General features: G+C 70.4%; 22 protein-coding genes. 10 read left to right on the forward strand and 12 right to left on the reverse strand.

Going from position 1 to position 22837, the window contains the following annotated elements; all coding sequences use genetic code 11:
- Positions 1-70 precede the first annotated feature (70 nt).
- On the reverse strand, positions 71-739 hold the full coding sequence (gene imuA', locus CCN39_RS15270) for a DnaE2-dependent mutagenesis accessory factor ImuA' (protein WP_086842544.1): 669 nt from the start codon (positions 737-739) through the stop codon (positions 71-73).
- Between the two features lie 105 nt (positions 740-844).
- Positions 845-1435, reverse strand: a complete 591-nt coding sequence (locus tag CCN39_RS15275) for a GNAT family N-acetyltransferase (RefSeq protein WP_086842546.1) — start codon at positions 1433-1435, stop codon at positions 845-847.
- 93 nt (positions 1436-1528) lie between these two features.
- On the opposite strand from CCN39_RS15275, the gene CCN39_RS15280 reads away from it, so the two are divergent.
- On the forward strand, positions 1529-2929 hold the full coding sequence (locus CCN39_RS15280) for an NAD(P)/FAD-dependent oxidoreductase (RefSeq protein ID WP_086842547.1): 1401 nt from the start codon (positions 1529-1531) through the stop codon (positions 2927-2929).
- Here CCN39_RS15280 and CCN39_RS15285 read toward each other — a convergent pair.
- Positions 2857-4380, reverse strand: a complete 1524-nt coding sequence (locus tag CCN39_RS15285; RefSeq protein WP_086842549.1) for an alpha/beta hydrolase — start codon at positions 4378-4380, stop codon at positions 2857-2859. The two genes, CCN39_RS15280 and CCN39_RS15285, sit on opposite strands and share 73 nt — an antisense overlap.
- A gap of 175 nt (positions 4381-4555) precedes the next feature.
- Here CCN39_RS15285 and CCN39_RS15290 point away from each other — a divergent pair, with 175 nt between their 5' ends.
- From CCN39_RS15290 to CCN39_RS15310, 5 genes are read left to right on the forward strand one after another with little or no spacing between them, the layout of a single operon-like run.
- Positions 4556-4951, forward strand: coding sequence for a GntR family transcriptional regulator (locus tag CCN39_RS15290; protein ID WP_167455092.1), 396 nt, complete (start codon positions 4556-4558; stop codon positions 4949-4951).
- Entirely contained in the window at positions 4948-5829 is an 882-nt protein-coding gene (locus tag CCN39_RS15295; RefSeq protein WP_086842554.1) for an ABC transporter ATP-binding protein, read from the forward strand. The genes CCN39_RS15290 and CCN39_RS15295 overlap by 4 nt, the downstream gene beginning before the upstream one ends.
- A complete protein-coding gene (locus CCN39_RS15300) occupies positions 5826-6809 on the forward strand; it encodes an ABC-2 membrane transporter-related protein (protein WP_086842556.1) in 984 nt (327 codons plus the stop codon). The genes CCN39_RS15295 and CCN39_RS15300 overlap by 4 nt, the downstream gene beginning before the upstream one ends.
- Before the next feature lie 20 nt (positions 6810-6829).
- Positions 6830-7936, forward strand: a complete 1107-nt coding sequence (locus CCN39_RS15305; RefSeq protein WP_086842558.1) for an alpha/beta hydrolase family protein — start codon at positions 6830-6832, stop codon at positions 7934-7936.
- Positions 7933-10056, forward strand: a complete 2124-nt coding sequence (locus CCN39_RS15310) for an alpha/beta hydrolase family protein (protein ID WP_086842559.1) — start codon at positions 7933-7935, stop codon at positions 10054-10056. The genes CCN39_RS15305 and CCN39_RS15310 overlap by 4 nt, the downstream gene beginning before the upstream one ends.
- A gap of 47 nt (positions 10057-10103) precedes the next feature.
- Here CCN39_RS15310 and CCN39_RS15315 read toward each other — a convergent pair whose 3' ends face one another.
- From CCN39_RS15315 to CCN39_RS15325, 3 genes are read right to left on the reverse strand one after another with little or no spacing between them, the layout of a single operon-like run.
- Complete coding sequence (locus tag CCN39_RS15315) at positions 10104-11015, reverse strand: extracellular catalytic domain type 1 short-chain-length polyhydroxyalkanoate depolymerase (RefSeq protein ID WP_086842561.1); 912 nt, start codon at positions 11013-11015, stop codon at positions 10104-10106.
- 12 nt (positions 11016-11027) lie between these two features.
- Complete coding sequence (locus CCN39_RS52585; RefSeq protein ID WP_167455091.1) at positions 11028-12680, reverse strand: endo-1,4-beta-xylanase; 1653 nt, start codon at positions 12678-12680, stop codon at positions 11028-11030.
- 11 nt (positions 12681-12691) lie between these two features.
- Positions 12692-13720 carry a glycoside hydrolase family 62 protein gene (locus tag CCN39_RS15325; RefSeq protein WP_086842564.1) on the reverse strand — a complete coding sequence of 343 codons (1029 nt, stop codon included), beginning with the start codon at positions 13718-13720 and terminating at the stop codon, positions 12692-12694.
- A gap of 557 nt (positions 13721-14277) precedes the next feature.
- Here CCN39_RS15325 and CCN39_RS15330 point away from each other — a divergent pair.
- On the forward strand, positions 14278-14664 hold the full coding sequence (locus tag CCN39_RS15330; protein ID WP_086842567.1) for a hypothetical protein: 387 nt from the start codon (positions 14278-14280) through the stop codon (positions 14662-14664).
- Positions 14665-14699: 35 nt separating this feature from the next.
- Here the strand turns inward: CCN39_RS15330 and CCN39_RS15335 are convergent, their stop codons facing one another.
- The gene (locus tag CCN39_RS15335) at positions 14700-15236 is read right to left on the reverse strand and encodes a ferritin (protein WP_086842569.1); all 537 of its coding nucleotides are present in this window, start codon (positions 15234-15236) and stop codon (positions 14700-14702) included.
- A gap of 56 nt (positions 15237-15292) precedes the next feature.
- On the opposite strand from CCN39_RS15335, the gene CCN39_RS15340 reads away from it, so the two are divergent.
- Positions 15293-16045, forward strand: a complete 753-nt coding sequence (locus tag CCN39_RS15340; protein WP_167455094.1) for an SDR family NAD(P)-dependent oxidoreductase — start codon at positions 15293-15295, stop codon at positions 16043-16045.
- 3 nt (positions 16046-16048) lie between these two features.
- Here the strand turns inward: CCN39_RS15340 and CCN39_RS15345 are convergent, their stop codons facing one another.
- The 5 genes from CCN39_RS15345 to CCN39_RS15365 are packed head-to-tail and all read right to left on the reverse strand — an operon-like array spanning position 16049 to position 20777.
- Positions 16049-17461, reverse strand: a complete 1413-nt coding sequence (locus tag CCN39_RS15345; RefSeq protein WP_086842573.1) for an FAD-dependent monooxygenase — start codon at positions 17459-17461, stop codon at positions 16049-16051.
- 19 nt (positions 17462-17480) lie between these two features.
- On the reverse strand, positions 17481-18956 hold the full coding sequence (locus tag CCN39_RS15350; RefSeq protein ID WP_086842575.1) for an FAD-binding oxidoreductase: 1476 nt from the start codon (positions 18954-18956) through the stop codon (positions 17481-17483).
- Positions 18957-18971: 15 nt separating this feature from the next.
- Positions 18972-19157 carry a tautomerase family protein gene (locus tag CCN39_RS15355; RefSeq protein ID WP_086842577.1) on the reverse strand — a complete coding sequence of 62 codons (186 nt, stop codon included), beginning with the start codon at positions 19155-19157 and terminating at the stop codon, positions 18972-18974.
- Positions 19117-20316, reverse strand: coding sequence for a Cmx/CmrA family chloramphenicol efflux MFS transporter (locus CCN39_RS15360; RefSeq protein ID WP_086842579.1), 1200 nt, complete (start codon positions 20314-20316; stop codon positions 19117-19119). Before CCN39_RS15360 ends, CCN39_RS15355 begins: the two co-directional genes overlap by 41 nt.
- A gap of 29 nt (positions 20317-20345) precedes the next feature.
- Positions 20346-20777, reverse strand: a complete 432-nt coding sequence (locus CCN39_RS15365) for a GlcG/HbpS family heme-binding protein (RefSeq protein WP_086842581.1) — start codon at positions 20775-20777, stop codon at positions 20346-20348.
- Positions 20778-21002: 225 nt separating this feature from the next.
- Here CCN39_RS15365 and CCN39_RS15370 point away from each other — a divergent pair, with 225 nt between their 5' ends.
- Positions 21003-21587 carry a TetR/AcrR family transcriptional regulator gene (locus CCN39_RS15370; RefSeq protein ID WP_086842584.1) on the forward strand — a complete coding sequence of 195 codons (585 nt, stop codon included), beginning with the start codon at positions 21003-21005 and terminating at the stop codon, positions 21585-21587.
- 451 nt (positions 21588-22038) lie between these two features.
- Complete coding sequence (locus tag CCN39_RS15375) at positions 22039-22833, forward strand: cupin domain-containing protein (RefSeq protein WP_086842586.1); 795 nt, start codon at positions 22039-22041, stop codon at positions 22831-22833.
- The last annotated feature ends 4 nt before the right edge of the window (positions 22834-22837 follow it).

Here is a 22837-nt window from a genome sequence, read left to right on the forward strand (position 1 = left end):
GATTGGGGGCGGGGCTTGCGGGGTCACTCTGTGACTCGGGCGGCCTGGTACCCCCGCCTCGGCGGGCACCTCATCCGGCGACCTCGACCAGCCGCCGCCCCGGTGGGGTGTTCGTGCTCGCGGCCGGCGCTCCTTCCGGGCCCGGCAGCCACAAGCCCACCGACAGCGGCCGCGCCGCCGCGCCGCGGCCCGTGCTCGTCGCCAGCACCTTGCGGGCTCTCAGGTGACCGTGGCCGTCCTGGGTGAGGCCGTGCCAGCGGCGGCCCGACACCTTCAGCTCCACGTCCGCTCCCGGCCACGCGCCCGCCGTCAGCAGGACCGTCCCGCGGTTGCGGACCCGGCCCGCCAGCCGGCGCGCCGTCTGCGGCTGCACCGGCACCGCCCGGCCGAGGACCACCAGGTCGAACCCGTCGACCAACGCCGACAACACCGCCACCAGCTCCGCGCCCGGGTCCGGCACCAGCGCGAGGCGCTCCAGGTCGACGCCGAGTTCCGCGGCCGCCGCCAAGCCCAGTTCCGGCAGGCCCGTGACCGCCGCCCAGGAACCGTTGCGGGTCGCCTCCGCCAACAGCGCCAGGACCAGCGACGTCGCTCCGCGCACCGAAACCGTGCTGCCGCGCCGCAACCCGCCGCCGGGCAGGAGGCCGGCCAGCTCCGGCAGCACCGTCAGCGTCGGCTCACTCAGCTGCGCCGCCGTGCGGACCCCCGGGATGGCCGCGAGCGCTTCCGGCACCGCCACCGCCGCTCACCTCCAGCACCACGTACTCGTACCGGAAACCCTGCCGGCGAACCCTGGACAATCATCGAACACTTGTTCGCATAGTGCGAGATGCGGCGGCCGCTGTCAAGCCGGGGAGCACACCCGGGGGAGGTCACCCTCGATCACCCGGCTCACGATCCACGCGTGCGTGCCGAGCTGCCGCCCGCGGGCGAACCCGAGCTCCTCGAACAGCTCCACGGTGCCGGTGAACAGGAACCGCACCGGCGCGTCCCGGCCGGCGGTCACCTCGGAGACGGCTTCGACGAGCCCGCCGCCGGCCTGCGCGATCAGCTCGAGCGCCCCGGCCAGCGCCGCGCGCGCGACGCCCTGCCCCCGGTGCTTCTTGTCGACGAAGAAGCAGGTGATGCGCCAGTCCGGCCGGGGTGGGGCGTCCTTGTCGTAGGCACGCCGGTGCTTGATGCCGGGCAGCTCTTCGGGCCTGCCGTACTGACACCACCCCAGCACGACACCGTTTTCGTCGAACACGAGCGCGGCGTGCGCGCCGCCGGTCCGGACGCGCTCCTCCTTGATCGTGCGGCGCACCGGGCCCCGCCGGCCGCGTTCCGGGTGGAAGCCGAGGCACCAGCAGCCGCCGAAGATGCCGTTGTTGCGTTCGACGAGCTCCGCGAACGCCGCCCACGTCGAGGCGTCGAGCGGCCGGACCGTGTGCGCCATCCCGGAATTCTGCCCCACCGGCTGTGACGCGGATCGCGGTCACACCCTCGTCCGCAGCCTCGTCCAGGGGGTGGAGCGAGAAAAGAGGAAGAAATGCGCCGGATCCTGATCGTCGGTGGTGGTTACGCCGGGTTCTACGCCGCCTGGAAGCTCGAGAAGAAGCTGCGTCGCGGGGAAGCCGAGGTCACCCTCGTCGACCCGCGGCCCTACCTCACCTACCAGCCGTTCCTGCCCGAGGTCGTGGCCGGCTCGGTCGAGGCGCGCCACGCCGCCGTGTCGCTGCGGCGGCACCTGCGCCGCACCCGGGTCGTCGCCGGGAAGGTGACCGCCATCGATCACGCCCACCGCGTCGTCACCGTGCAGCCGGCCGACGGCGAACCGTTCGAACGGAGCTACGACCTGATCGCCGTCACCGCCGGGGCCGTCACGCGCACCCTGCCCGTGCCGGGCATCGCCGACCAGGCCATCGGCCTCAAGCACGTCGAGGAGGCCGTCGCGATCCGGGACCGGCTGCTCACCGCGTTCGACCGGGCCGCCGCGCTGCCCGAAGGCCCGCAACGGCGGAAGCTGCTCACCGTCACCTTCGTCGGCGGCGGCTTCTCGGGTGTCGAGGGCTTCGGCGAGCTGCTGTCGCTGGCGACCGCGCTGCTCAAGCGCTACCCGGAACTGCGCCGCGACGAACTGCGCTTCCACCTCGTCGAGGCGTCGGGCCGCATCCTGCCCGAGGTCACCGACCAGCCGGGGCGCTGGGTCGTGCGGGAACTGGAACGGCGAGGCGGCCGCGTCCACCTGGCCACCCTGGTGACGTCGGCGGAGAACGGCCACGTGACGCTCTCGACCGGCGAGGAGTTCGACTCGGAGCTGATCGTCTGGACCGCGGGCAACGGCGCCAACCCGGTCGTCGGCCGGCACACCGACCTCCCCGTCGACGAACGCGGTTACCTCGTCGTGCGGCCGGATCTGCGCGTCGAGGGCGTGACCGGCGCCTGGGCCGCCGGGGACGCCGCCGCGGTGCCCGACCTGGCCTCGCCGGTTCCGGGCGCGCTGACCGTGCCCAACGCGCAGCACGCCTACCGGCAGGGAAAACTGCTGGCCCGCAACATCATCGCGACGCTGCGCGGCCGGGAACCGAAGCCGTACGTGCACCACAGCCTCGGCGCGATCGCGACGCTCGGCCTGGGCCGCGGGATCTTCCAGTACAAGGGCCTGGTCCTCAAGGGACTCCCGGCGTGGCTCATGCACCGCGGCTACCACGTGCTCGCCGTGCCCACCTGGGAACGCAAGATCCGCGTGCTCGCGGTGTGGCTGACGCAGGCGCTGTTCGGCCGCGACATCCTCAGCCTGGCGTCGGTGCAGCACCCGCGGGACGCCTTCGTGGCGGCGGGCCGCACCGTCGCCGGTGCGGCCCGCCGCGGTCAAGATCAGCCCGCGAAGGGGCTGGCGTCGATCCCGCAGGTCTGGCCCGCGGCCGGGAAGGTCCCCGAGATCAGGTAGTCCCGCTTGACCTTCTCGGTGCACGTGCTCGGCACGTACATCGAGGAGTGCCCGTAGCCCTCGGTCACGAACACCCGCGCCCGCGCCAGTTCCGCGGCGCCGTCGCGGGCGCCGTGCAGCGGGGTGGACGGGTCGTAGCGGTTGTTCAGCACGAGGATCTCCGCCGACGTCGGGCGGTTCCACGGGCCGGTGTAGCGGTCGGTGTCCTTGGCCTGCCAGAACGCGCAGCTCATCATGTCCAGCACCGCGATCCGCCCGAAGTACGGCACGCGCTGGTCTTCCGACTCGGCGTACCGGCTGTAGACCGCCGGGTCGGTCGGCACGTCGCTGTCGGAGCACTGGATGGCGTTGAACGCTTCGGTCCGGTTCGAAACGTACTGCTCGCCCTTGACAGCTGCCGAACGCAGAGCCGAGGTGGCCGGAGCGTCGTACAGGCGCTGCAACAGCGCGGCGATGTCCGCCCAGCCCCGCGAGTCGGACAGGTCGGCCGCCGCGTTGATGATGCCCGAGTAGGTCCACGTCTCGCCGTCGCTGACGATCGGGGCCTGCTTGGCACGCGCCGTCAGCGCCGCCCACTTCGCCTTCGGGTCACCCGAAGAGAACGCGCACTTCGGGCCGGCTTCCGTGCACAGCCGCAGGAACTGCTCGAAGGTCTGCGCGATGCCGGTCGCGACGTCCTGCCGGGTGTCCAGCGGGACGCTCTTGCCGTTGCCGTTCTGGCCGGTCGAGTTGCCGGCGAAGTCCATGGTGCCGTCGAACACCATCGCCCGGATCCGGTTCGGGAACAGGTTGGCGTAGGTCGCCCCGAGCTGCGTCCCGTAGGAAATACCGTGGTAGTTCAGCTTCGGGTCGCCGACCGCGCGGCGCAGCAGCTCGAGGTCACGGGCCGTGTTGGCCGTGGAGACGTGCTCGAGGATCGGGCCCGCCTTCGCCGAGCAGCGGTCGGCGAGCTCCTTCGACTTGGCATAGAAGGCCGCGTTGCCGCTCGGGTCGCCCGGCATCTCCGGGAACGAGCCGAAGAACGCCTGCTGCTCGGCCACGGTGTCGAAGCACCGGACCGCCGTGCTGTTGGCGATGCCGCGCGGGTCCCACGAGACCAGGTCGAACCGCGCGCGCAGTTCGTCGGAGAACAGCCACGGCCACTTGCCGCGCTCCCGCAGCCGCTGCAGGCCGGACGCGCCGGGCCCGCCGAAGTTCACGAAGAGCGAGCCGATCCGGTGCGTGGGATCGGTGGCGGGCAGCTTGATCAGCGCGAGGTCGATCTTCGCGCCGGACGGCCGGTCGTAGTCCAGCGGCACGGAGGCCTTGCTGCACTGGAAGCCGTCGGCGCAGTCGGTCCAGCTCAGCTGCGGCGTCGGCACCTTGTCGATGGAGGCCGGCGCCGCGGACGCGACGGCCGGGCCGGCCGCGACGGCCATCGAGACACCGAGTGCGACGACCACGCCGCGCACGATGCCTCCCCCAGAAAATCGACGCACGAATAGTCCCTTCGGAGAGGAAACGATCACTTCGCCTCCACAGACGGGCGAGGGACGCCGAGGTTGACTCCGGTGGGCAAAAAAGATCACTGGCGGCAGTGACACCATGTAGCTATAGTACTAGGAGACTAGTTAAATGGAGTTGCCGATGATCGAGTTCCACCTGGACACCAGGTCCGGCTTGTCGCCGTACCAGCAGCTGGTCCAGCAGGTGCGGCACGCGCTGCGCCTCGGCCTGCTGAACGAGGGAGACCAGCTCCCGAAGGTCAAGGACGTGGTCGCGACCCTCGCGATCAACCCGAACACCGTGCTGAAGGCCTACCGCGAACTGGAGCACGACGGCCTGGTCGCGGCCCGCCCCGGCGTCGGCACGTTCGTGACGGCGACGTTGAACGGCGGCGCGTCGTTCGCCGTGCTCGGACCGCTGCGGCGTGACCTGCGCCGCTGGCTTTCCCAGGCCCGCAAGGCGGGTCTCGACGAGGAGAGCATCGAAGCCTTGTTGATGTCCACGTTTCGCGACTCCGCCAGAGAGGACATAGCGTGACTGTCCTGAAAGCCCAGGGGCTGGGCAAGAAGTACGGGCGCAAGCAGGCGCTGGCCGGCTGCACGCTCGAGATCGAAGCCGGCCACGTCACCGGGCTCGTCGGGCCGAACGGGGCGGGCAAGTCGACGCTGCTGAACATCGCGGCCGGCATGCTGGAGCCGACGACCGGCACGATCGAGGTGTGCGGCGGGGTGCCGGGCAGCGGCCCGGAGCAGCTGGCCAAGGTCGGGTACGTCGCACAGAACACGCCTGTCTACAGTGGACTGTCCATCGAGGAGCATCTGCGGCTCGGTGCCCACCTCAACCCGGGATGGGACGCCTCCCTCGCGGAAAAGCGCATCGAACGGCTCGGGCTGGACCCGAAGCAGCACGCCGGCAAGCTCTCCGGCGGCCAGCGGGCCCAGCTGGCGCTCACGATCGGCATCGCCAAGCGCCCCGAACTGCTGCTGCTCGACGAGCCGGTCGCGGCCCTGGACCCGCTGGCCCGCCGCGAGTTCCTGCAGGACCTCATGGAAGCCGTCGCCGAGCACGGGCTGTCCGTCGTGATGTCCTCGCACCTGGTCAACGACCTCGAGCGGGTCTGCGACCACCTCGTCGTGCTGGTGGCCTCGCAGGTCCGGGTGATCGGCGAGGTGGAGACGCTGCTCGCGACGCACCACCGGCTCTCCGGGCCGCGCCGCGACCTCGACACGCTGCCGGCCGACCAGCACGTCGTCTCGGCGAAGCACACCGACCGCCAGACCACCGTCCTCGTCCGCACCGAGGCGCCGATCCTCGATCCTTCGTGGACGGTCGGCCGGCTCGGGCTGGAGGACCTCGTCCTCGAATACATGAGCAACCCCACCGCCGCCCGCCCCGCCCTGGAGGTCCTCCGATGACCTGGCTCGCCTGGCGCCAGCTCCGCTTCCCCGCACTGTCGGTGTTCGCGGGCCTGCTCGCGATCGCCGTCGTGCTCGCCATCACCGGGCCGGACCTGGTCGGGCGCACGGACTTCTCCGACCAGGACACCCTCTTCGGCGGGACGATCCTGGGGCTGTACCTGCTGCCCGCGGCGATCGGTGTCTTCTGGGGCGTCCCGATGATCACCCGCGAGCTGGAGAGCGGCACGCACAGTCTCGTGTGGAACCAGACCGTCACGCGCAAGCGGTGGCTCACGACCAAGCTCGGGTTCGGCATCCTCGCCGCGATGCTCGCCGCCGCGGTGTTGAGCGTGGCCGTCTCCTGGTGGGCGAGCCCGATCGACGCACTCGCCGCCATCCAGACCGATCGCGGCATGCTGCCACGCATCTCGCCGGTGGTGTTCGGCGCGCGCGGGATCGTCCCGATCGGGTACGCGGCCTTCGCCCTCGCGCTCGGCGTCGCGGTCGGCATGCTGCTGAAGCGGACCGTGGCCGCCATGGCCGTCACGCTCGTCACGCTCGCCGCCGTGCTGCTCCTCGTCCCGGCGTTCGTGCGCCCGTACCTGCTGCCGCCGCAGACGGCGACGGTCGCGATCACCGGCGAGAACATCACGAACATCAACGGCACCGACCGGGAGGGGATCGCCGAGATCGGCGTGCGGAAGCAGCCCGGCGCGTGGGAACTGGCGAACGAAACCCTGGACCCGGCCGGCAACGTGGTCGACCGGATGCCGGACTTCGTGCAGGCCTGCGCGCCGCGGCCGGGTGCGGGCCCGCCGGAACGCGGCACGATGGAACAGTGCCTGGCCCAGCTGGGCACGCACGGCTACCAGCAGCGCCTGACCTTCCAGCCGGGCTCCCGGTTCTGGCCGCTGCAGTGGCTCGAACTCGCGCTCTACCTCGCGATGACCGCCCTGCTCACCTGGTTCTGCTTCCGCCGGCTCCGCCACCTGTCCTGACGATTCCGACTGGGGGAATCATGCGCACTCTCGCGGTAGCCACCGCACTCACCCTCACGTTGTCCGCGTCGCCCGCTTCGGCGGCCACGACGCCTTACCTGCCCCGCCCGACCGGGCACCAGCCCGTCGGTGTCACTTCACTGTCCTTGAAGGACACTTCGCGGTCCGATCCCTGGGTGCCGTCGGTGCCCTACCGGGAGCTGATGGTCTCCGTCTTCTACCCGGCGACCTCGGCGAACGGGCCGAAGAAGCAGTACATGACCCCGCTCGAATCGAAGCTCAACCTCGAGCGGCAGAACATCCCCGGCCTCCCGCTGGAGGTCTTCAGCACGGTCCGGACGAACGCCGTCGTCGACGCGAAACCGGCCGGGCGGTGGCACAGCCTGCCGCTGGTCGTGCTGTCCCCCGGCTGGACGCAGCCCCGGGCCACGCTCACCGCGCTGGCCGAGGACCTGGCCAGCCGTGGGTACGCCGTGGCGGCGATCGACCACACCTACGAGAACCGCGCCACGACGTTCCCCGACGGGCACGTCACCGGCTGCGCCGCCTGCGAGGTCGACGACCAGCCGGGGTTCTGGGAGAAGTTCGCGCAGGTCCGGTCGAAGGACACGTCGTTCGTGCTCGATTCCCTGCTGTCGTCGAAGTGGGGTGCGCTCCTCGACCCGCAGCGGATCGGCATGACCGGGCACTCCGCCGGCGGGGCGATCACCACCCAGGCGATGCTGGCCGACCCGCGCATCCGCGCCGGCGCCGACCTGGACGGCAGCGTCCACGTCCCGATCCCGGCTTCGGGGCTCTCGCGGCCCTTCCTGTTCTTCGGCAGCAAGGACAGCTACACCCCGGGCGCGCCGGGTCCGTACGACGACTGGGAAGCCGACTGGACGCACCTGACCGGCTGGAAGCGCTGGCTCATGGTCTCCGGCACGGTGCACCAGTCGTTCACCGACCTCGGCGTGCTCGCCGACCAGCTGGGCGTCGACCTCGGCGACGCGATCGACCCGTACCGCGCGCTGGCCATCACGCGGAACTACGTAAGCGCTTTCTTCGACCAGCACCTGCGCTGCCGTCCGCAACCGCTGATGGCCGCACCTTCGCCCGCTTACCCGGAAGTGACCTTCATCGGATGAAGAAGACGATCCTCATGACCGTCACCGCGCTCACGCTCGCGCTGACCTCGTCGACCGCGTCGGCGGATCCGGCGCTCACGCTGGCGAAACCGACCGGCGAGCGGCCGGTCGGCACCACCGCCCTGTACCTCAAGGACACTTCGCGGCCGGACCCGTGGGTGCCGTCGGTGCCCTACCGCGAACTGATGGTGTCCCTGTTCTACCCGGCGGCTTCGGCGAACGGGCCGAAGAAGCAGTTCATGTCCGAAGCCGAGGCGAAGGCCCTCTTCGACGAAGCCGGCATCAAGGGCATCCCGCCGTCGGTGCTGACGACGGTCCGCACCGACGCCGTCGTCGACGCCCGCCCGGCCGGGCACAGCCTGCCGGCCGTCGTCCTGTCCCCCGGCTTCAAGCGGTCCCGCGCCGAGCTGACCTCGCTGTCCGAAGACCTGGCCAGCCACGGCTACCTGGTCGTCCTGGTCGACCACACCTACGAGAACGTGGCCACCACCTTCCCGGACGGCCGGGTCACCGGCTGCGCGGCCTGCGGCCACTACAACCTCGAGTTCTGGCAAAAGCTGCAGCGCGGCCGGGCGAAGGACGTGTCGTTCGTCCTGGATTCGCTGACGCACTCGAAGTGGGCGCCGTTGCTCGACAGTTCCCGGATCGGCATGGCCGGGCACTCCGTCGGCGGCGCGAGCTCGATCGACACCATGGTGGCCGATCCCCGGATCAAGGCCGGGATCGACCTGGACGGCACCACGGACGACCCGCTGCTCGCCCCCGGCCTCGACCGGCCGTTCCTGTTCCTGGGCCGGGCGAACACCTACACGCCGGGCACCGGCGACGAAGCCGTCTCCTGGGACCGGGACTGGGCGCAGCTGAAGGGCTGGAAGCGCTGGCTCACCGTGGCCGGCATGCAGCACCCGTCGTTCACCGACCTCGGCCTGGTGGGTGAGCAGCTGGGCCTCGACTTCGGCGCGACCACCCCGGCGGTGCGCGGACAGGCGATCACCGCGGCGTACGTCCGGGCGTTCTTCGACCAGCACCTGCGCGGCAAGCCACAACCGCTGCTGGACCAGCCGTCCGCGCGGTACCCGGAGGTCACCTTCGCCCGGACGTCGACGCCGTACCTGCCCGCCCCGACCGGCGACCGGCCGGTGGGCAGCACGGCGGTGTACCTCAAGGACACTTCGCGCCCCGACCCGTGGGTGCCGTCGGTCCCCTACCGGGAACTGATGGTCTCCCTCTTCTACCCGGCCACGTCGGCGAAGGGCCCGAAGACGCAGTACCTGACCCCGGCGGAGTCGGCGGCGTTGCTGACCGGCAGCGGCCTGGACGTGCCTTCCGACCTGCTCACGACGATGGTGACCAACTCGGTCGCCGACGCCCGTCCCGCGGGGCGAGGGCTGCCGCTGATCGTGCTGTCACCCGGCTACACCAAGCCCCGTGCCACACTCAGCGCCCTGGCCGAAGACCTGGCCAGTCACGGGTACGCGGTCGCGGTGGTCGGCCACACCTACGAAAACGCCGGCCAGAGCTTCCCGGACGGGCACTTCGCCGGGTGCGCGTCCTGCGAAATCCCGCACCAGAGCGAGTTCTGGCAGAAGCTGGAGCTGGGCCGGGCGAAGGACGTGTCCTTCGTGCTGGACTCGCTGACGCACTCGAAGTGGGCGTCGCTGATCGACAGTTCCCGGATCGGCATGGCCGGGCACTCCATGGGCGGCGCGAGCACCATCCCCGCGATGGTCGCCGACGGCCGGATCAAGGCCGGGATCGACATCGACGGAAAGACCGAGCTCCCGCTCACCGCACCCGGGCTGTCGCGGCCGTTCATGTTCGTCAACCACGAGCAGGTGCCGAAGTGCGCGCCGGGCAACGTGGAGTGGGAGCGGGACTACGCGCAGATGACCGGGTGGAAGCGCTGGGTCGAGGTGGCGGGCACGCAGCACGCGTCCTTCACCGACGTCGGACTGCTGGCCGAGGAGTTCGGCGTCGCCATCGGCGGCCCGAACGCGGCGGCGCGGGCCCAGGAGATCACCCGTGCGTACGTGAACGCGTTCTTCGACCAGCACCTGCGGGGCGAAGCGCGGCCGGTGCTCGATCAGCCGGGTTATCCGGAAGTCTCGTTCTGCCGCTGAAGGGACACGGCGGAAGCGGCACTGGGGGTGCCGCTTCCGCCGTCTTTTCAGTGGTCGAGGCCGAGGAACGAAATCGCGTACGCCAGCTGGCCGGTCATCGGCAGGGAGTGCCCGACGCCGGCGATGCTGACGCCCTCCACCGTCGCCTGGGTACTCGTGTTGCCGTACCGGGTGCGCGTCCACGACGACTGCGGGTGGTCGGTGAACGCCGGTGTCTGGCTCAACCCGTTCAGGTTGGTCCACTGCTTGATCTCTTCACCGAAGTTCGGGTACGACAGCGTGGTGTCGGTGGTGCCGTGCCACAGCTGCATCCGCGGGTAGCGGCCGGTGTAGCCCGGGTACATCGCCCGGGCCGTGTCGCCCCACTGCTGCGCGGTCTTGATCGACTTCCCGCCCGAGCAGGTGCTGTTCCACAGCGAGCCGTTCGTGGTGGCGAAGCAGCCGGCGGGCACGCCGGAGAACGCCGAACCCGCGGCGAACACGTCGGGGTACTGGGCGGCCAGCACGTTCGTCATCATCGCCCCGGAGGAGAACCCGCTGACGACGACCCGCGCCGGATCGACGTTGTAGCGGGACTTGGCCCAGGCGACCATCGACATGATGCCCGTCGAGTCGCCACCGCCGTTGCGCCGCAGCGCGTTCGGCGTCGAGACGTCGAAGCACTTCTCGCTGCGGGTCGCTTCCGGCAGCACCATGACGTACCCGTAGCGGTCGGCCGCGGTGACGTAGTCCTTGCCGTTCCAGCCGAAGATCGAGCTCGCCGAGCCGCCGCAGTAGTGCACCAGCACCAGCAGCGCCGGCCTGGCCGCGACCCGGTCGGGGACGTAGACGTACATGTTCAGGTTGGTCGGGTTGTTGCCGAAGTTCGTCACCCTGGTCAACGCCGCCGCCTGGGCGGGCGAAGCCAGACCGGTGACCATGACCACCAGCGCCAGCAGGACGCCGAGCATGCGTTTCATCGCGTATCTCCCTTACGCCGCACCGAAGGCCTGCAGCACGGCGGTGTAGGCCTGCTTCTTGGTGTAGTTGCCGTCGAACAGCAGCGGGGTACTGCCGCTGCGCCAGGAGTACTTGTCGGTGACGCCCCACGTGGTGATGCTCGTGCAGCGCGAAACCGCCAGGCAGGCCCGCACGACCTGGCTGTAGGTGTTCGCCTGGGCGCTGCCCGACCCGCCGACGTCGAGCTCGGTGATGTTCACGTCGACGCCGAGGGCCGCGAACCGCTGGAGGTTCGCCTGCAGCGTCGAGAGGTTCTGCCCGGCCGAGAGGTGGGCCTGGAACCCGACGCAGTCGATCGGCACGCCGCGGGCCTTGAAGTCGCGCACCATGTTGTAGACGCCGTTGCTCTTGGCGTTCTGGTTGTCGGTGTTGTAGTCGTTGTAGCAGAGCTTCGCGGAACCGTCGGCCGCGCGGGCGGCGCGGAACGCCTCTTCGATGTAGCTGTTGCCGATGCGCTGCTGGAACACCGACGGGCGCCGGGTGCCGTCCTCGTTGAACGCCTCGTTGACGACGTCCCAGTAGACGATCTTCCCGCGGTAGTGCCCGGCCACGCCGTTGATGTGGTTGCGCATCGCCGCGAGCAGGTCCGAACCGGAGCCGATGCCGCCCACCCAGCCGGGCAGCTGGGCGTGCCACACCAGCGTGTGACCGCGGACCTTCTGGCCGTGGCTCTGGGCGTGGTTCACGATCGCGTCGGCGCCGCCGAAGCGGAACGAACCGCGGGACGGCTCGGTCGCGTCCCACTTCATCTCGTTTTCCGGCGTGACGCCGGTGAATTCGCGGTCGAGCGTGGTGGCGTACGCGGACTCGCCGAGGTGGCCGTTCGCGACGGCGGCGGCGAACGTCCGGCCCTTCGCGCCGGCCGCCGACCCGAGGGTCGCCGCGGCGAGCGTCTCGGTGGCCGACGTCTCCGCCGCCACGGCGGATCGCGGGTTGCCGATGCTGCCGGGCACCGACCGCAGGGCGGTATACCAGACGGCCGCCATCTTGTCGTAGCCGGCGGCGTTCGGGTGGACGCCGTCGGGGAGGTCGGCGGTCGACACCGCGCTGTGCATGTTCACCAGGTGCACGCGCTTGCCGGCGTTCACCTTGCTCTGCACGATCCCGGGCAGCGCGTTGTTGAACGTCCGCACGGCGGCGTCCCCGCTCGCCCACCCGATCGGGATGAGCTGGGCCACGAAGACGTCGGCGTTGGGTGCGGTGGCGGTGATGTGGTCGAGCAGCGTGGAGAGCCGGCCGGGCGCGCCCGCGACGTTGTAGTTCTGCAGCACGTCGTTGGTGCCGATGTGCAGCAGCACCGAGCGCGGGTTGTAGGTGCGCAGCCAGCCGGTGATGCTCGCGTCGATCTGGTCGATGCGCCAGCCGGGGTGGCCTTCGTGGTCGTGGTCCCAGAGACTGCCGGGACCGTTGAACTGCGAGCCGACGAAGTCGTTGGTGTACCGGCCGGCGGCCAGGCGCTGCCACAGGCCGATCCGGTACCCGCCGGGCACGCCCGTGCCGTAGGTGATCGAATCGCCGAGCGGCATGATCCGCACGCCGCCGTTCGACTCCGCGTGGGCGACACCGGTCAGGCCGGTGAACGCCAGGGCCACGGCCGCCAGTGCGGCCAGGAACCGTGTTTTCATCGACGTCCTCCTCAGCAGGTCGAGTTCGTCTGGGTGAGCAGGCCGAGCCGCCAGGGCAGGCTGTTGTAGTCGCCGCCCGCGTTCGGGTCCTTGCCCTGGTAGAGGTACTGCAGGCGGCACGGGTTGATCGGCAGCGTCTGGTCGTTGCCGGAGCGGATCATTTCGCCGTGGCTGATGTCCTTGGACCACTGCCCGGCGGGGAAGGTCACGTTGTTCGCCCGGGCGAAGGGGTTGCTTTCACTGGCGGCCAGCGGGCTCCACGAGCCGGCGATGCTCGACGACGTCCACGAGCGGAAGTAGCGGCGCCCGTCGGAACCGATCGCCTCGACCAGCAGCAGGTACTGGTTCTGCCCGGCGATCTTGTAGACGTTGCTGGCCTCGAAGAGGTTGTTCTTGTTCGAGTCCCGCATCGCGATCACCGTGTTGCCGAAGCCGTTGGGGAAGTTCGCGACGGTGGTCTGCGACCGGTAGAGGTGGCCGTTGTCGTCGGAGGAGAACAGGTAGCAGTTGGCCGAGTCGCAGATGACCCACATGTCGACCCAGTAACCGTTGCCGATGTTCTGCTTGATGATGTCCGGCATCGCGCCGTAGAAGTTCTTCGGCGCGCTCCAGCCGTTCGGATTGCCGATGTCGCTGTTGGTGGAGTAGGCGGCGTTGCCGTTCTGGTAGACGAGGTACCACTTTCGCTGGGGCGCGAAGTAGAAGACCTGCGGTGCCGCCCGGTAACCGGAGCCGATCGCGGTTTTGTCGAGGTAGTGCTGGGTGGCCGAACCGGCCTGGGACCAGTCGGAGAAATTGAGGTACACCAGGTTGTAGCCGGCGGCGTTCGCGGTGCTGGCGAACACGTGGTACTTGCCGCCCGAGTAGACCACCGTCGGGTCCTTGATCCCGGCGATGTTGTGCGTGGCATCGGACTTCGGGCTGATCAGCACCCCGCTGGAGCTCCACCGGAAGCTGCCCGGCAGCGCGGCCTCCGCGGCCGGGGCGCCGAGCAGAGCGGTCAGCAGCACCACGGCGATGGCGAGGATCCGGGATTTCACGCAACCTCCTGAGAGCAGCGAGAAGTGAGCCGGTGGCGACCGAAACTTTCGCCATCGGTTCCGAAATTCGACGAATTCTCGAAACTTTCGCTATCCTGTTAGCGATAACATTCGATTGTTGCCGCCAGCTTAAACCCGCACACCGCTCACTGACAACGGTCGATGACGGACCCGTCACGCGCGGCGAGTCTCTGGTCTACTGTGGACGCTCGGCCGCAGAGCGCCGGCCGGGTGACGCCACCGGCGCAGCACACGCGCGGACATCGCCGCAGCGGCCGCCGCCTGTCCCTCGCCCAGGGCCGGGCGGCGACGACGATGCGGGGAGCTGCCGGCTCAGTCGCCGTCCGAGCCGGAGACCGGCTCATAGCCGCCGCGGCACCCGGCCCGGCCCACCTCGGCGGCGACCTCGAGCACCCCCACGGCCGCCCTGATCATGGCCGCCATCCCGGGAAGCCATCGATTGACAAGATCAACAAGGCGCACCTAGGCTCCGCCCCCACCAGTGGGGAATAACCCACTGGCGACCTACTGGGTGGAAAGTTTTCTGGGAGGCAGCAGTGAAGTACACCAGGAAGTTCGGCGTCTTCGGCGCGGCGGCGGCGCTTTCGGTCGCGGTCGCCCCGGCGGCGTCGGCGGACACCGTCGTCACCAAGGACAACGTCGAGATGATCCTCTTCGGCAGCGGTTACCACGTCAACCAGGCCACCATCCACGGCATCCCGGAGCCGCAGGGGCCGGCGCAGTACGAGTTCATCTACTCCGCGACGACGTCGCCGACCAAGACGTACACGATGATCTGCGGTGGCAGCAGCACCGGTAGCAGCTGCCTGCACCGGTTCACCGTCAACGCCACCTACGCGCACGGCGTCGGCATCCGCAGCTGCGGGCAGATCAAGCGCGTCGACAACAACCAGAGCCTGGGCATCGCCTGCAAGAACTGGTGAGCGGGTCTGGCAGTGGCCGGGCCGCCCGGCCACTGTCAGAGCTTGCCGCCCGCCACCGGCGGCATGTCCGGGGCGTCCGCCACCTCGGTGGCCGACTCGCGGAACAGGTGGTTCTCCACCTCGAACAGGTTGCCGCCCGCCCGCTCGACCACGGTGAGCAGCGTGGACATCTGCGCCACCTCCTCCACCTGTTCCTTGAGGAACCAGTGCACGAACTGCTCGCCGAGGTAGTCCTCCTCCAGCCGCGCGGCCTTCGCCATCGCCTCGATGTCGGCGGTGACCGTGCGTTCCTGCGTCAAGGCCAGCTCGATCGCTTCGTGCACGCTCGAAAAGTCGTTCCGCACGTCGCCGCTGCCGGGGATGGCCACCGGCTCGTCGCGGTCGAGCAGGTAGCGGACCATCGCCAGCGCGTGGTTGCGTTCCTCGATCGCCTGCCGGTAGAAGCGCTTGGCCAGCCGGGGCAGGTCGCGGGCGTCGAACCAGACGGCCAGCGCGATGTACTGCTGGGCGGCGGTGAACTCGTGGCGGATCTGCGTCTGCAGCAGTTCGGCGAACTTCCGGGTCTTGGCCATACCCCACAACCTACGACGGACCGGGGCGCGCAGCTACGCTCGGTGCGGTGACCTCCCTGCCCGACCTGTCCGGCACGATCGCCTGCGTCACCGGCGCTTCCGGGGTGATCGGCCGCGGCATCGCGCTCCGGTTCGCCGAAGCGGGCGCGGCCGTCGCGGTGCACCACCGCCGCCCCGGCGCGGCCGATGAGGTCGTCGCGGCGATCGAGGCGGCGGGCGGCCGGGCTCGCGCGTTCGCCGCCGAGCTCACCGACGACCAGGCCTGCCACGCGCTGCTCGACGCCGTCGCGGACTGGGGCGGCCGGCTCGACGCGCTGGTGAACAACGCCGGGGTCCAGCCGGTCGAAGCCCTCGGTGAGCTGACCGCGGACACCTGGCGGGCGATGCTGGACAGCACCCTGACCAGCGCGTTCTCCTGCACTCAGGCCGCGGCGCGCCTGATGCGGGAGAACGGCGGGAGCGTCACGCACATCGCGTCGATCGAGGCCCGGCAGCCGGCGGCCGGGCACGTCCACTACAGCGCGGCCAAGGCGGCCCTGGTGATGCACGCCCGCGGCGCGGCGCTGGAGTACGGGCCGCGCGGGATCCGCGTCAACACGGTGTCGCCCGGGCTGATTTCGCGGCCCGGCCTGGACGAGGACTGGCCGGAGGGCGTCGAACGCTGGCACCGCGCGGCCCCGCTGGGCCGGCTGGGGACACCGGCCGACGTCGGCAACGCGTGCGTGTTCCTGGCGTCGCCGCTGGCGTCCTGGATCACCGGCCACGACCTGGTCGTCGACGGCGGGGTCACGGCACGCCCGACCTGGTGACCCTCACCGGGGGCCGAACCAGGCCGTGAGGGCTCCCGTCAGCCGCTCCGCGTCCCGGCCCGCCCACGCGACGTACCCGTCCGGGCGCAGCAGGATCGCCGGTGCGCCGAGGTCCGCGTCGTGCCCGGCGACGTCGACGCCGTCCTTCCAGTCCGCCGCCGCGTCGGCCAGCGCCGCCGCGCCCGGGGCGAGCAGCAGCACCGGGCGGCCCGGGTGCAGCAGCTCGGCGACCGTCCGCTCGCCGAGCGGGAGGTTCGGCAGGAACGCACCGGCCGGGCCGTAGCGCACGCCCTGCCCGGTGATCCGGTCGCTGAGCAGCCGGTTGGCGTCCGGGACCGCCAGCAGGTCGCCGACGAGTTCGCGCAGCGGCCCGAACTCCGGCCCCGGCCGCATCAGCGCGGCCTGCGCGCGGGTGTTGGCGATGACGGCTTCGGCGACCGGGTGCCGCTCCGCGTGGTAGCTGTCGAGGAGGGTGTCCGGGGCCGTGCCGCCGACGACCATCGCGAGCTTCCAGCCGAGGTTGATCGCGTCCTGCATACCGAGGTTGAGGCCCTGGCCGCCGAGCGGCGCGTGCACGTGGGCCGCGTCGCCGGCGAGCAGCAGCCTGCCGTGGCGGTAGCGGTCGGCGAGCCGGGTGAAGTCGCTGAACCGGCCGAGGAACGTCGCGTCGCTCATCGGCACGTCGTGACCGAGGATGCGCGAGGCGGCCGCGCGCAGGTCCTCGAGCGTGACCGGGGCACCGCGCTCGGGCAGCGGCTCGGTGAACTCGTGCGTCAGGATCCGGCTGTGCCCGCCCGGGTCGACGTTGACCAGCGTCCAGCCGGACGGCCCGTGCGTCCAGCCGCCGGGCACCCGCGCCGGGTCGCCCAGGCGGGCCAGGCCGAGGATGCCGGCGAACGTCGCCGGGTGGGTGGTCCCGGTGATCCCGGCCGCTGCCCGGACGGTACTGCGGGCGCCGTCGCAGCCCACGACGTAATCGGCGGTGAGTTCGCCGTGGCCGGTGGTGACGGTGACGCGGTCGCCGTCGTCGCGGACCCCCGTGACCTCGTGCCCGCGCAGGATCTCCACACCGGACGAGCGTGCCTGCGCCTCGAAGAACCGCTCGATGGCGGACTGGGACCGGCCGATCATCGGCGGCCCTTCGAGGGCGGGCGACTCGAGGGTCAGCACCGGGCGGCCGCCGAAGTGGAACGGGACTTCGACGACGGCGTCCGGATCGGACGGCGGGTTCGGCACGGGCAGGTACCCGCAGCGCAGCAGCGACTGCGTGGTGCGCGCGTGCAGGGTGCCCGCCCGCGGTTCGTCGTGGGTGGTGGTCAGTTTCTCGACGACGGTGGCCGGCACGCCGCGGCGGCCGAGTTCGGCGGCCAGCAGCATGCCGACCGGCCCGCCGCCGGCGACGATCACGCGGGGCATGGTCCCTCCCGTGCGGTGCTCACGCCGGGCGGATCGACTGGCGGTGCCGGAACACGTCCTCCGGGTCCCAGTGCGCCTTCGCCCGTTGCAAGCGCGCGTAGTTGTCCTTGAAGTACAGGTCGTGCCACGGCACCCCGGAGGTGTTCTGCTCCGGGTCCGACAGGTCGGCGTCCGGGTAGTTGACGTAGCACCCGTCGACCACCTCGCCCGGCACCGGGACACCGCCCGTCCCGGCGTACATCGCCCGGTAGAACTCCCGCACCCACGCGATGTTCGCCGCGTCCGCGTCCACTGTGGACCAGAACGACTGGTACAGCAGCTTGAACGTGCTGTCCCGCTGGGCCACCGCGGTCGCCGCCGGGCCGATCGCCGAGATCGCGCCGCCGTAGGAGAACGCGACCAGCATCGTGTCCGGGTTCGTGACGTCCGGCCGGGTCAGGAACTCGTACGCGGTCCGCAGCTGGGCGTCCGGCAGCGGGTTCCGGACGTACGCCGACTTGTGCTCGGCGCGCAGCGTCGGGTTGTTCAGCACCGGTGTGTTCGTCCCGAGGAACCGCGTCGCCCGCAGCCACGGCAGCCGCCGCGGCCGGGCCAGGCCGGGCATCGGGCCGAATTCGCCCGCCCGGGCGAACCCGGCCGGCACCAGGTCGCCGAGGACCGCCGAAAGGTGCTCGTCGAGCACGCGGGCCGCGGCCGGCGCGGCCGCGTCGATCTGGGCCACCAGGCCGACCGTGCCGTTGCAGCGGTGGTTCAGCATCAGCAGGCTCGACAGCGGCGCGCCCGGCGAGTCCGGCGCGCGGTGTTCGTGGTGCCAGCGCGCGTAGCCGCCGAGCAGCCGGGCGAACCGCCGCTCGTCGAGATCCGCCCACGGCACCGACAGCGCGGCCACCAGCACCTCGGACGGCGGGGTGACCAGCGGTGCCGCGAACAGGAACCGCGTCACCACGCCGAACGAGCCGCCCCCGCCGCCGGTGTGCGCCCAGAACAGGTCGGCCTCGGCACCGGTGGAATCGCGGGTGACGACGACGGTCCGGCCGTCGGCGAGCACGACCTCGACCCCGTGCAGGTGGTCGACGGTCAGGCCGTCGCGGCGGGACAGCAGGCCGTAGCCGCCGCCCGTGATGTGGCCGCCCGCGCCGACCGAATAGCAGATCCCGCCGGGGATCGTCACGCCCCAGCCGCGGTACAGCTTCTCGTAGACGTCCTGCAGCTTCGCGCCGGCACCGACGGAAAAGACGCCGTCCGAGAAGTCCACTTCGGACATTCCACTGAGGTCGACGAGCTCCTCGACGTCCTCGTGGTGGACGAAGTCCTCGAAGCAGTGGCCCCCGCTGCGGATCGAGATCCGCCCGGCGGCGCCGGAGATCGCCGAAGCGACCTCCGGCGTGGTGCGAGGCAGGTGCACGGACGCCGGTTTCGCGGTGTAGCGCTGGTTGATCCCGGCCGTGAAGTCCGCGTAGCGCGGGTCCTCCGGCCCGATGACGCGTCCGGTCACTGTCCCTCCCGAGGCTCAGGGATCCCCGGCGAGCTTCCCGCCGAGACCCCAGTGGTCCTTTTCGACGTCGGTGATGATCACCGTGACAGCCGCTTCGGGGCACTTCGCGAGCCGCGAAACGGTGCCCGTCACCTCTTCGACGAGCTGGCGGCGCTCCGGCTCACCGGCTCCCTTCCACCAGTTCACGTGCACGACCGGCATCGCTTTCCTCCTTTCCGGTCCGGCGGTCGAGTCCCACCGCGGCCAGGGCGACGACCAGCGAAGCCACCGCCAGCCCGGCTCCGATCCAGCTCGGCGAGAGCAGCCCCGCGCCGGCACTGATGCCGAGGCCGCCGAGCCACGGGCCGAGCGCGTTGCCGACGTTGAACGCCGAGATGTTGCTGGTGCTCGCCAGGGTCGGCGCGCCTTCGGTTTCGTTCATCACCCGCGTCTGCAGCGCCGGGTTGATCAGGAAGCTGCCGATCCCGAACAGGAACAGCGTCACGACCATGGCCGGCTTGCTGTGCGCGGCCAGGGAGAACGCGCCGAGCATGACGGCCAGCACGAGCAGGCCCGCGCACAGCGTGCCCATCAGCGAACGGTCGGCGAACCGGCCGCCGAGCACGCTGCCGAGGAAGGTGCCGACCCCGAACAGGGCCAGCAGCGGCGGCACCAGACCGGACGAGAAGCCGGTGACGTCGGTCAGCAGCGGCGCGATGTAGGTGTAGGCGGTGTAGAGCGCGGCCTGGCTGAGCATGGTCGTGCCCAGCGCCAGCCACACCTTGGGCTTGCGGAACGCGGCCAGTTCGTGGCGCACGCCCAGGTGGCCGGCCCGCGGCTGGTGCGGGACCAGCGCGACGACGCCGACGAGGTCGATCACGCCGAGCACCGCGATCGCCAGGAACGTCGCGCGCCAGCCGAAGTGCTGGCCGATGAACGTGCCGAGCGGGACGCCGGCGATGGTGGCGATGGTCAGGCCGCCGAACATGATCGCGATGGCCCGGGCGCGTTTGGCCGGTTCGACCAGGCCGGCCGCGACCACCGCGCCGATGCCGAAGAACGAGCCGTGCGCGACGGCGGTGACCACGCGGGCGGCCATGAGCACGCCGAACGACGGCGCGAGCGCGGCGATCACCTCGCCGACGACGAACACCACGAGCAGGGCGACGAGCGCCGTCTTCCGCGGCACCTTGGTGGTCGCCGCGGTGATCAGCGGCGCGCCGACGACGACGCCGAGCGCGAACAGCGAGATGAGCAGTCCGGCCTGCGGCAGGGAAACACCGAAGGCGCCGGACAGTTCCGGCAGCAGGCCGGCGATCATGAACTCGGTCGTCCCCAGGCTGAACACTGTCAGCCCGAGCACGAACAGGGCGATGGGCATCGTGACTCCCGAAGGGGTTCGGTGCGCGGTCAGGGCTTCGCGTCGAGCGCCGACAGGCCGGCTTCGGCGATCTTGACGTCATCGGTCCAGTGGGCACCGGAGACGCCGACCGCCCCGACGAGCTCGCCGTCGACCACGATGGGCAGGCCCCCGCCCATCCCGACCAGGCGGTCGATCGCCGTGGGCGCGGCCGTGCGCAGCACCGGATCGGCGTCCAGCACCTCCGACCACTTCTGGGTGGGCATCCCCGACGACGCGGCCGTGTAGGCCTTGTCCTGCGCGACCTGGACGGCGTTGAGCTTCGCCCCGTCCTGCCGCAGGAACGCCTTCAGGTGGCCGCCTTCGTCCACCACCGCGACGGCGAACCGCTTGTCGGTCCCCTTCGCGGCCTCGTCGGCCGCGCGGACGATCTGCCAGGCCAGCTCGTCGCTGACGGACGACCGGCGCTGCACGTGAGGCATGACTGAAACTCCTTCTCGGGTTGACGCTGGTTGATCGACGCTTCCGACCGTAGCAAATCTGGATCGCTCGGTAAACAACCAGCCGCTTGATGACGTGCACTGAATCAGCATCTTCCTGGGAGAACGCCGGACAAATCAGTCCAGGGCCGCTTCATTCTTGATCATTCAGTCCAGATATCTACCCCTGTTGTTGACCGCTCGTTCCACCATCCTTAGACTGGACCCATGCCACGCGTCCGCGAGTTCGACACCGACGAGGTGATCCAGAAGGCCATGGAGGTCTTCTGGCGCCAGGGGTACGAGGCCACCTCGATCCAGGACCTCGCCGAGGCGACCGGGCTCGGGCGCGGCTCGCTCTACGCCGCGTTCGGCAGCAAGCACGGCCTCTACGAGCACGCGCTGCAGCGGTACGTGCGGCAGACCACCGACGCCACTCGCGAATCGCTGATGCAGCGGGTGCCGGTCCGGCAGGTGATGCGCGACCTGCTGCTGGGCCGGATCGACGACGCGCTGAAGGAACCCGGCCGGCCCGGCTGCCTGCTCGTCATGGCGATCACCGAGCGGGTGCCGCACGACGACGTGGCCAACCGGATCGTGTGCGACGCGATCGCCGCGTTGCAGGACTCCTTCCACGGCACCCTGCACCTGGCCCGCGGCATGGGCGAACTGCCGCCGGACACCGACATCCCCGCGGTGTCGAACTTCCTGGTGACCATGATCCAGGGACTCCGGGTGATGAGCGCGGTCTGCCGCGACAAGCCACTGCTGGAACAGGTCGTCGACACCGCCTTGCTCGCCATTCCACAATAAGCACCCTTTCCACGCCGGCCGGCGGCCACCACGAGGTGGCCGCCTTTTTTCTTGCCCAGGGCGACCCGATCACGCGGGGACGGTCATTCGGATTCGATCAACCGGCAGCCACCGCAACCATTCAAAAACCCAGACCTTCCGCGAAGTAACCGCGCCGCACGTGTGACATCCTTCACAACAGGCGGACCACTCGGGGTTTTCCCAGGGTTTTGGGCGAACCGGCGGACACCTTCGTTCCCTCATTCGGCGGCATCCGAATTTTACTGAATCGATTCAGTCAATGTCTTCTACTCCATTCGAGTCGATTACCGGCAGCTGTTCACGAATTTGCAACGTTCCGCCTGGTTATGTACGGTCGCCACCGGAAGCCGAATCAATAACCGATCATGGTTAATTGATCGATCTTGCTTCCCATCCATTGGCAAATCGTCAGCAACTGATTGGACCTGGGATGCTCACCGACCAGATTCAGGGGACGATCGTCCGCGCCGCGGACTTCGTCTTCGCACCGTTCGACTGGGGGCGCGTCGCCGAACCGGTCGGCCCGGCCATGGGGGCACGCAAGGTGACCCTGCTCGTCGTGGAGGTCGCGCCGGGCCAGGCCTGGCGCCTCGGCTGGGCCCTCGAAGAAGAGAACGTCGCGGTCGTGTTCGACGGCTCCGGCCACGGCGACGTCACCGGCCACCGCACCGAGGTCGCGCGCGGCTCCGCCCTGCATTCGCCGACCGGGCGGACACTCGAGCTCGAAGCAGGCGACGACGGCCTGACCGCGTACGTCTGGCGCACCCGCCTGGAGGGCGGCGAGCCCACCGGCACCGCGCCACGGCTGCGGAACGACCTGTGGAACACCGAAACACAGCTGCACGGCTTCAGCGGCACCGGCGAAGTGGCCGGCGCGGCTTCCGACAGCAACACCGCCGTGATGAACTTCCTGTTCTGGCCCGGCACCGGCAGCGCGCGGCTGTGCCTGCACTGCGGGATCCAGGAGCCCGGGCAGACCTTCAACGTCCACCAGCACCCGGACAGCGAAGAGGCCTTCATCGCCTTCGAAGGCGAGGGCCAGATGTTCCTGATCGACCGCTGGCACGACGTCTCCCCCGGCGACGTCCTGTTCGCCGCGCCCGGCGTGCCGCACGGCACGCGCAACCCGGACACCGCCGCGAAGCGGTTCGCCACCTGCGGCGGTCCCACGCCGTTCGACCCCGTCCTCTACGCCCGTGCGGGCGTCTCCGCGGAGGTGAAGTAGTCGT

The sequence above is a fragment of the Amycolatopsis kentuckyensis genome (assembly GCF_002155975.1).
GTDB classification, from domain to species: Bacteria; Actinomycetota; Actinomycetes; order Mycobacteriales; family Pseudonocardiaceae; genus Amycolatopsis; species Amycolatopsis kentuckyensis.

Bases quoted from the DNA above. Each gene is read 5' to 3' on its own strand.
- CCN39_RS15275 (WP_086842546.1), bottom strand. From the start codon at position 1,435: ATGGCGCACACGGTCCGGCCGCTCGACGCCTCGACGTGGGCGGCGTTC.
- CCN39_RS15280 (WP_086842547.1), top strand. From the start codon at position 1,529: ATGCGCCGGATCCTGATCGTCGGTGGTGGTTACGCCGGGTTCTACGCC.
- CCN39_RS15290 (WP_167455092.1), top strand. From the start codon at position 4,556: ATGATCGAGTTCCACCTGGACACCAGGTCCGGCTTGTCGCCGTACCAG.
- CCN39_RS15300 (WP_086842556.1), top strand. From the start codon at position 5,826: ATGACCTGGCTCGCCTGGCGCCAGCTCCGCTTCCCCGCACTGTCGGTG.
- CCN39_RS15305 (WP_086842558.1), top strand. From the start codon at position 6,830: ATGCGCACTCTCGCGGTAGCCACCGCACTCACCCTCACGTTGTCCGCG.
- CCN39_RS15310 (WP_086842559.1), top strand. From the start codon at position 7,933: ATGAAGAAGACGATCCTCATGACCGTCACCGCGCTCACGCTCGCGCTG.
- CCN39_RS15315 (WP_086842561.1), bottom strand. From the start codon at position 11,015: ATGAAACGCATGCTCGGCGTCCTGCTGGCGCTGGTGGTCATGGTCACC.
- CCN39_RS52585 (WP_167455091.1), bottom strand. From the start codon at position 12,680: ATGAAAACACGGTTCCTGGCCGCACTGGCGGCCGTGGCCCTGGCGTTC.
- CCN39_RS15335 (WP_086842569.1), bottom strand. From the start codon at position 15,236: ATGGCCAAGACCCGGAAGTTCGCCGAACTGCTGCAGACGCAGATCCGC.
- CCN39_RS15345 (WP_086842573.1), bottom strand. From the start codon at position 17,461: ATGCCCCGCGTGATCGTCGCCGGCGGCGGGCCGGTCGGCATGCTGCTG.
- CCN39_RS15355 (WP_086842577.1), bottom strand. From the start codon at position 19,157: ATGCCGGTCGTGCACGTGAACTGGTGGAAGGGAGCCGGTGAGCCGGAG.
- CCN39_RS15360 (WP_086842579.1), bottom strand. From the start codon at position 20,316: ATGCCCATCGCCCTGTTCGTGCTCGGGCTGACAGTGTTCAGCCTGGGG.
- CCN39_RS15365 (WP_086842581.1), bottom strand. From the start codon at position 20,777: ATGCCTCACGTGCAGCGCCGGTCGTCCGTCAGCGACGAGCTGGCCTGG.
- CCN39_RS15370 (WP_086842584.1), top strand. From the start codon at position 21,003: ATGCCACGCGTCCGCGAGTTCGACACCGACGAGGTGATCCAGAAGGCC.
- CCN39_RS15375 (WP_086842586.1), top strand. From the start codon at position 22,039: ATGCTCACCGACCAGATTCAGGGGACGATCGTCCGCGCCGCGGACTTC.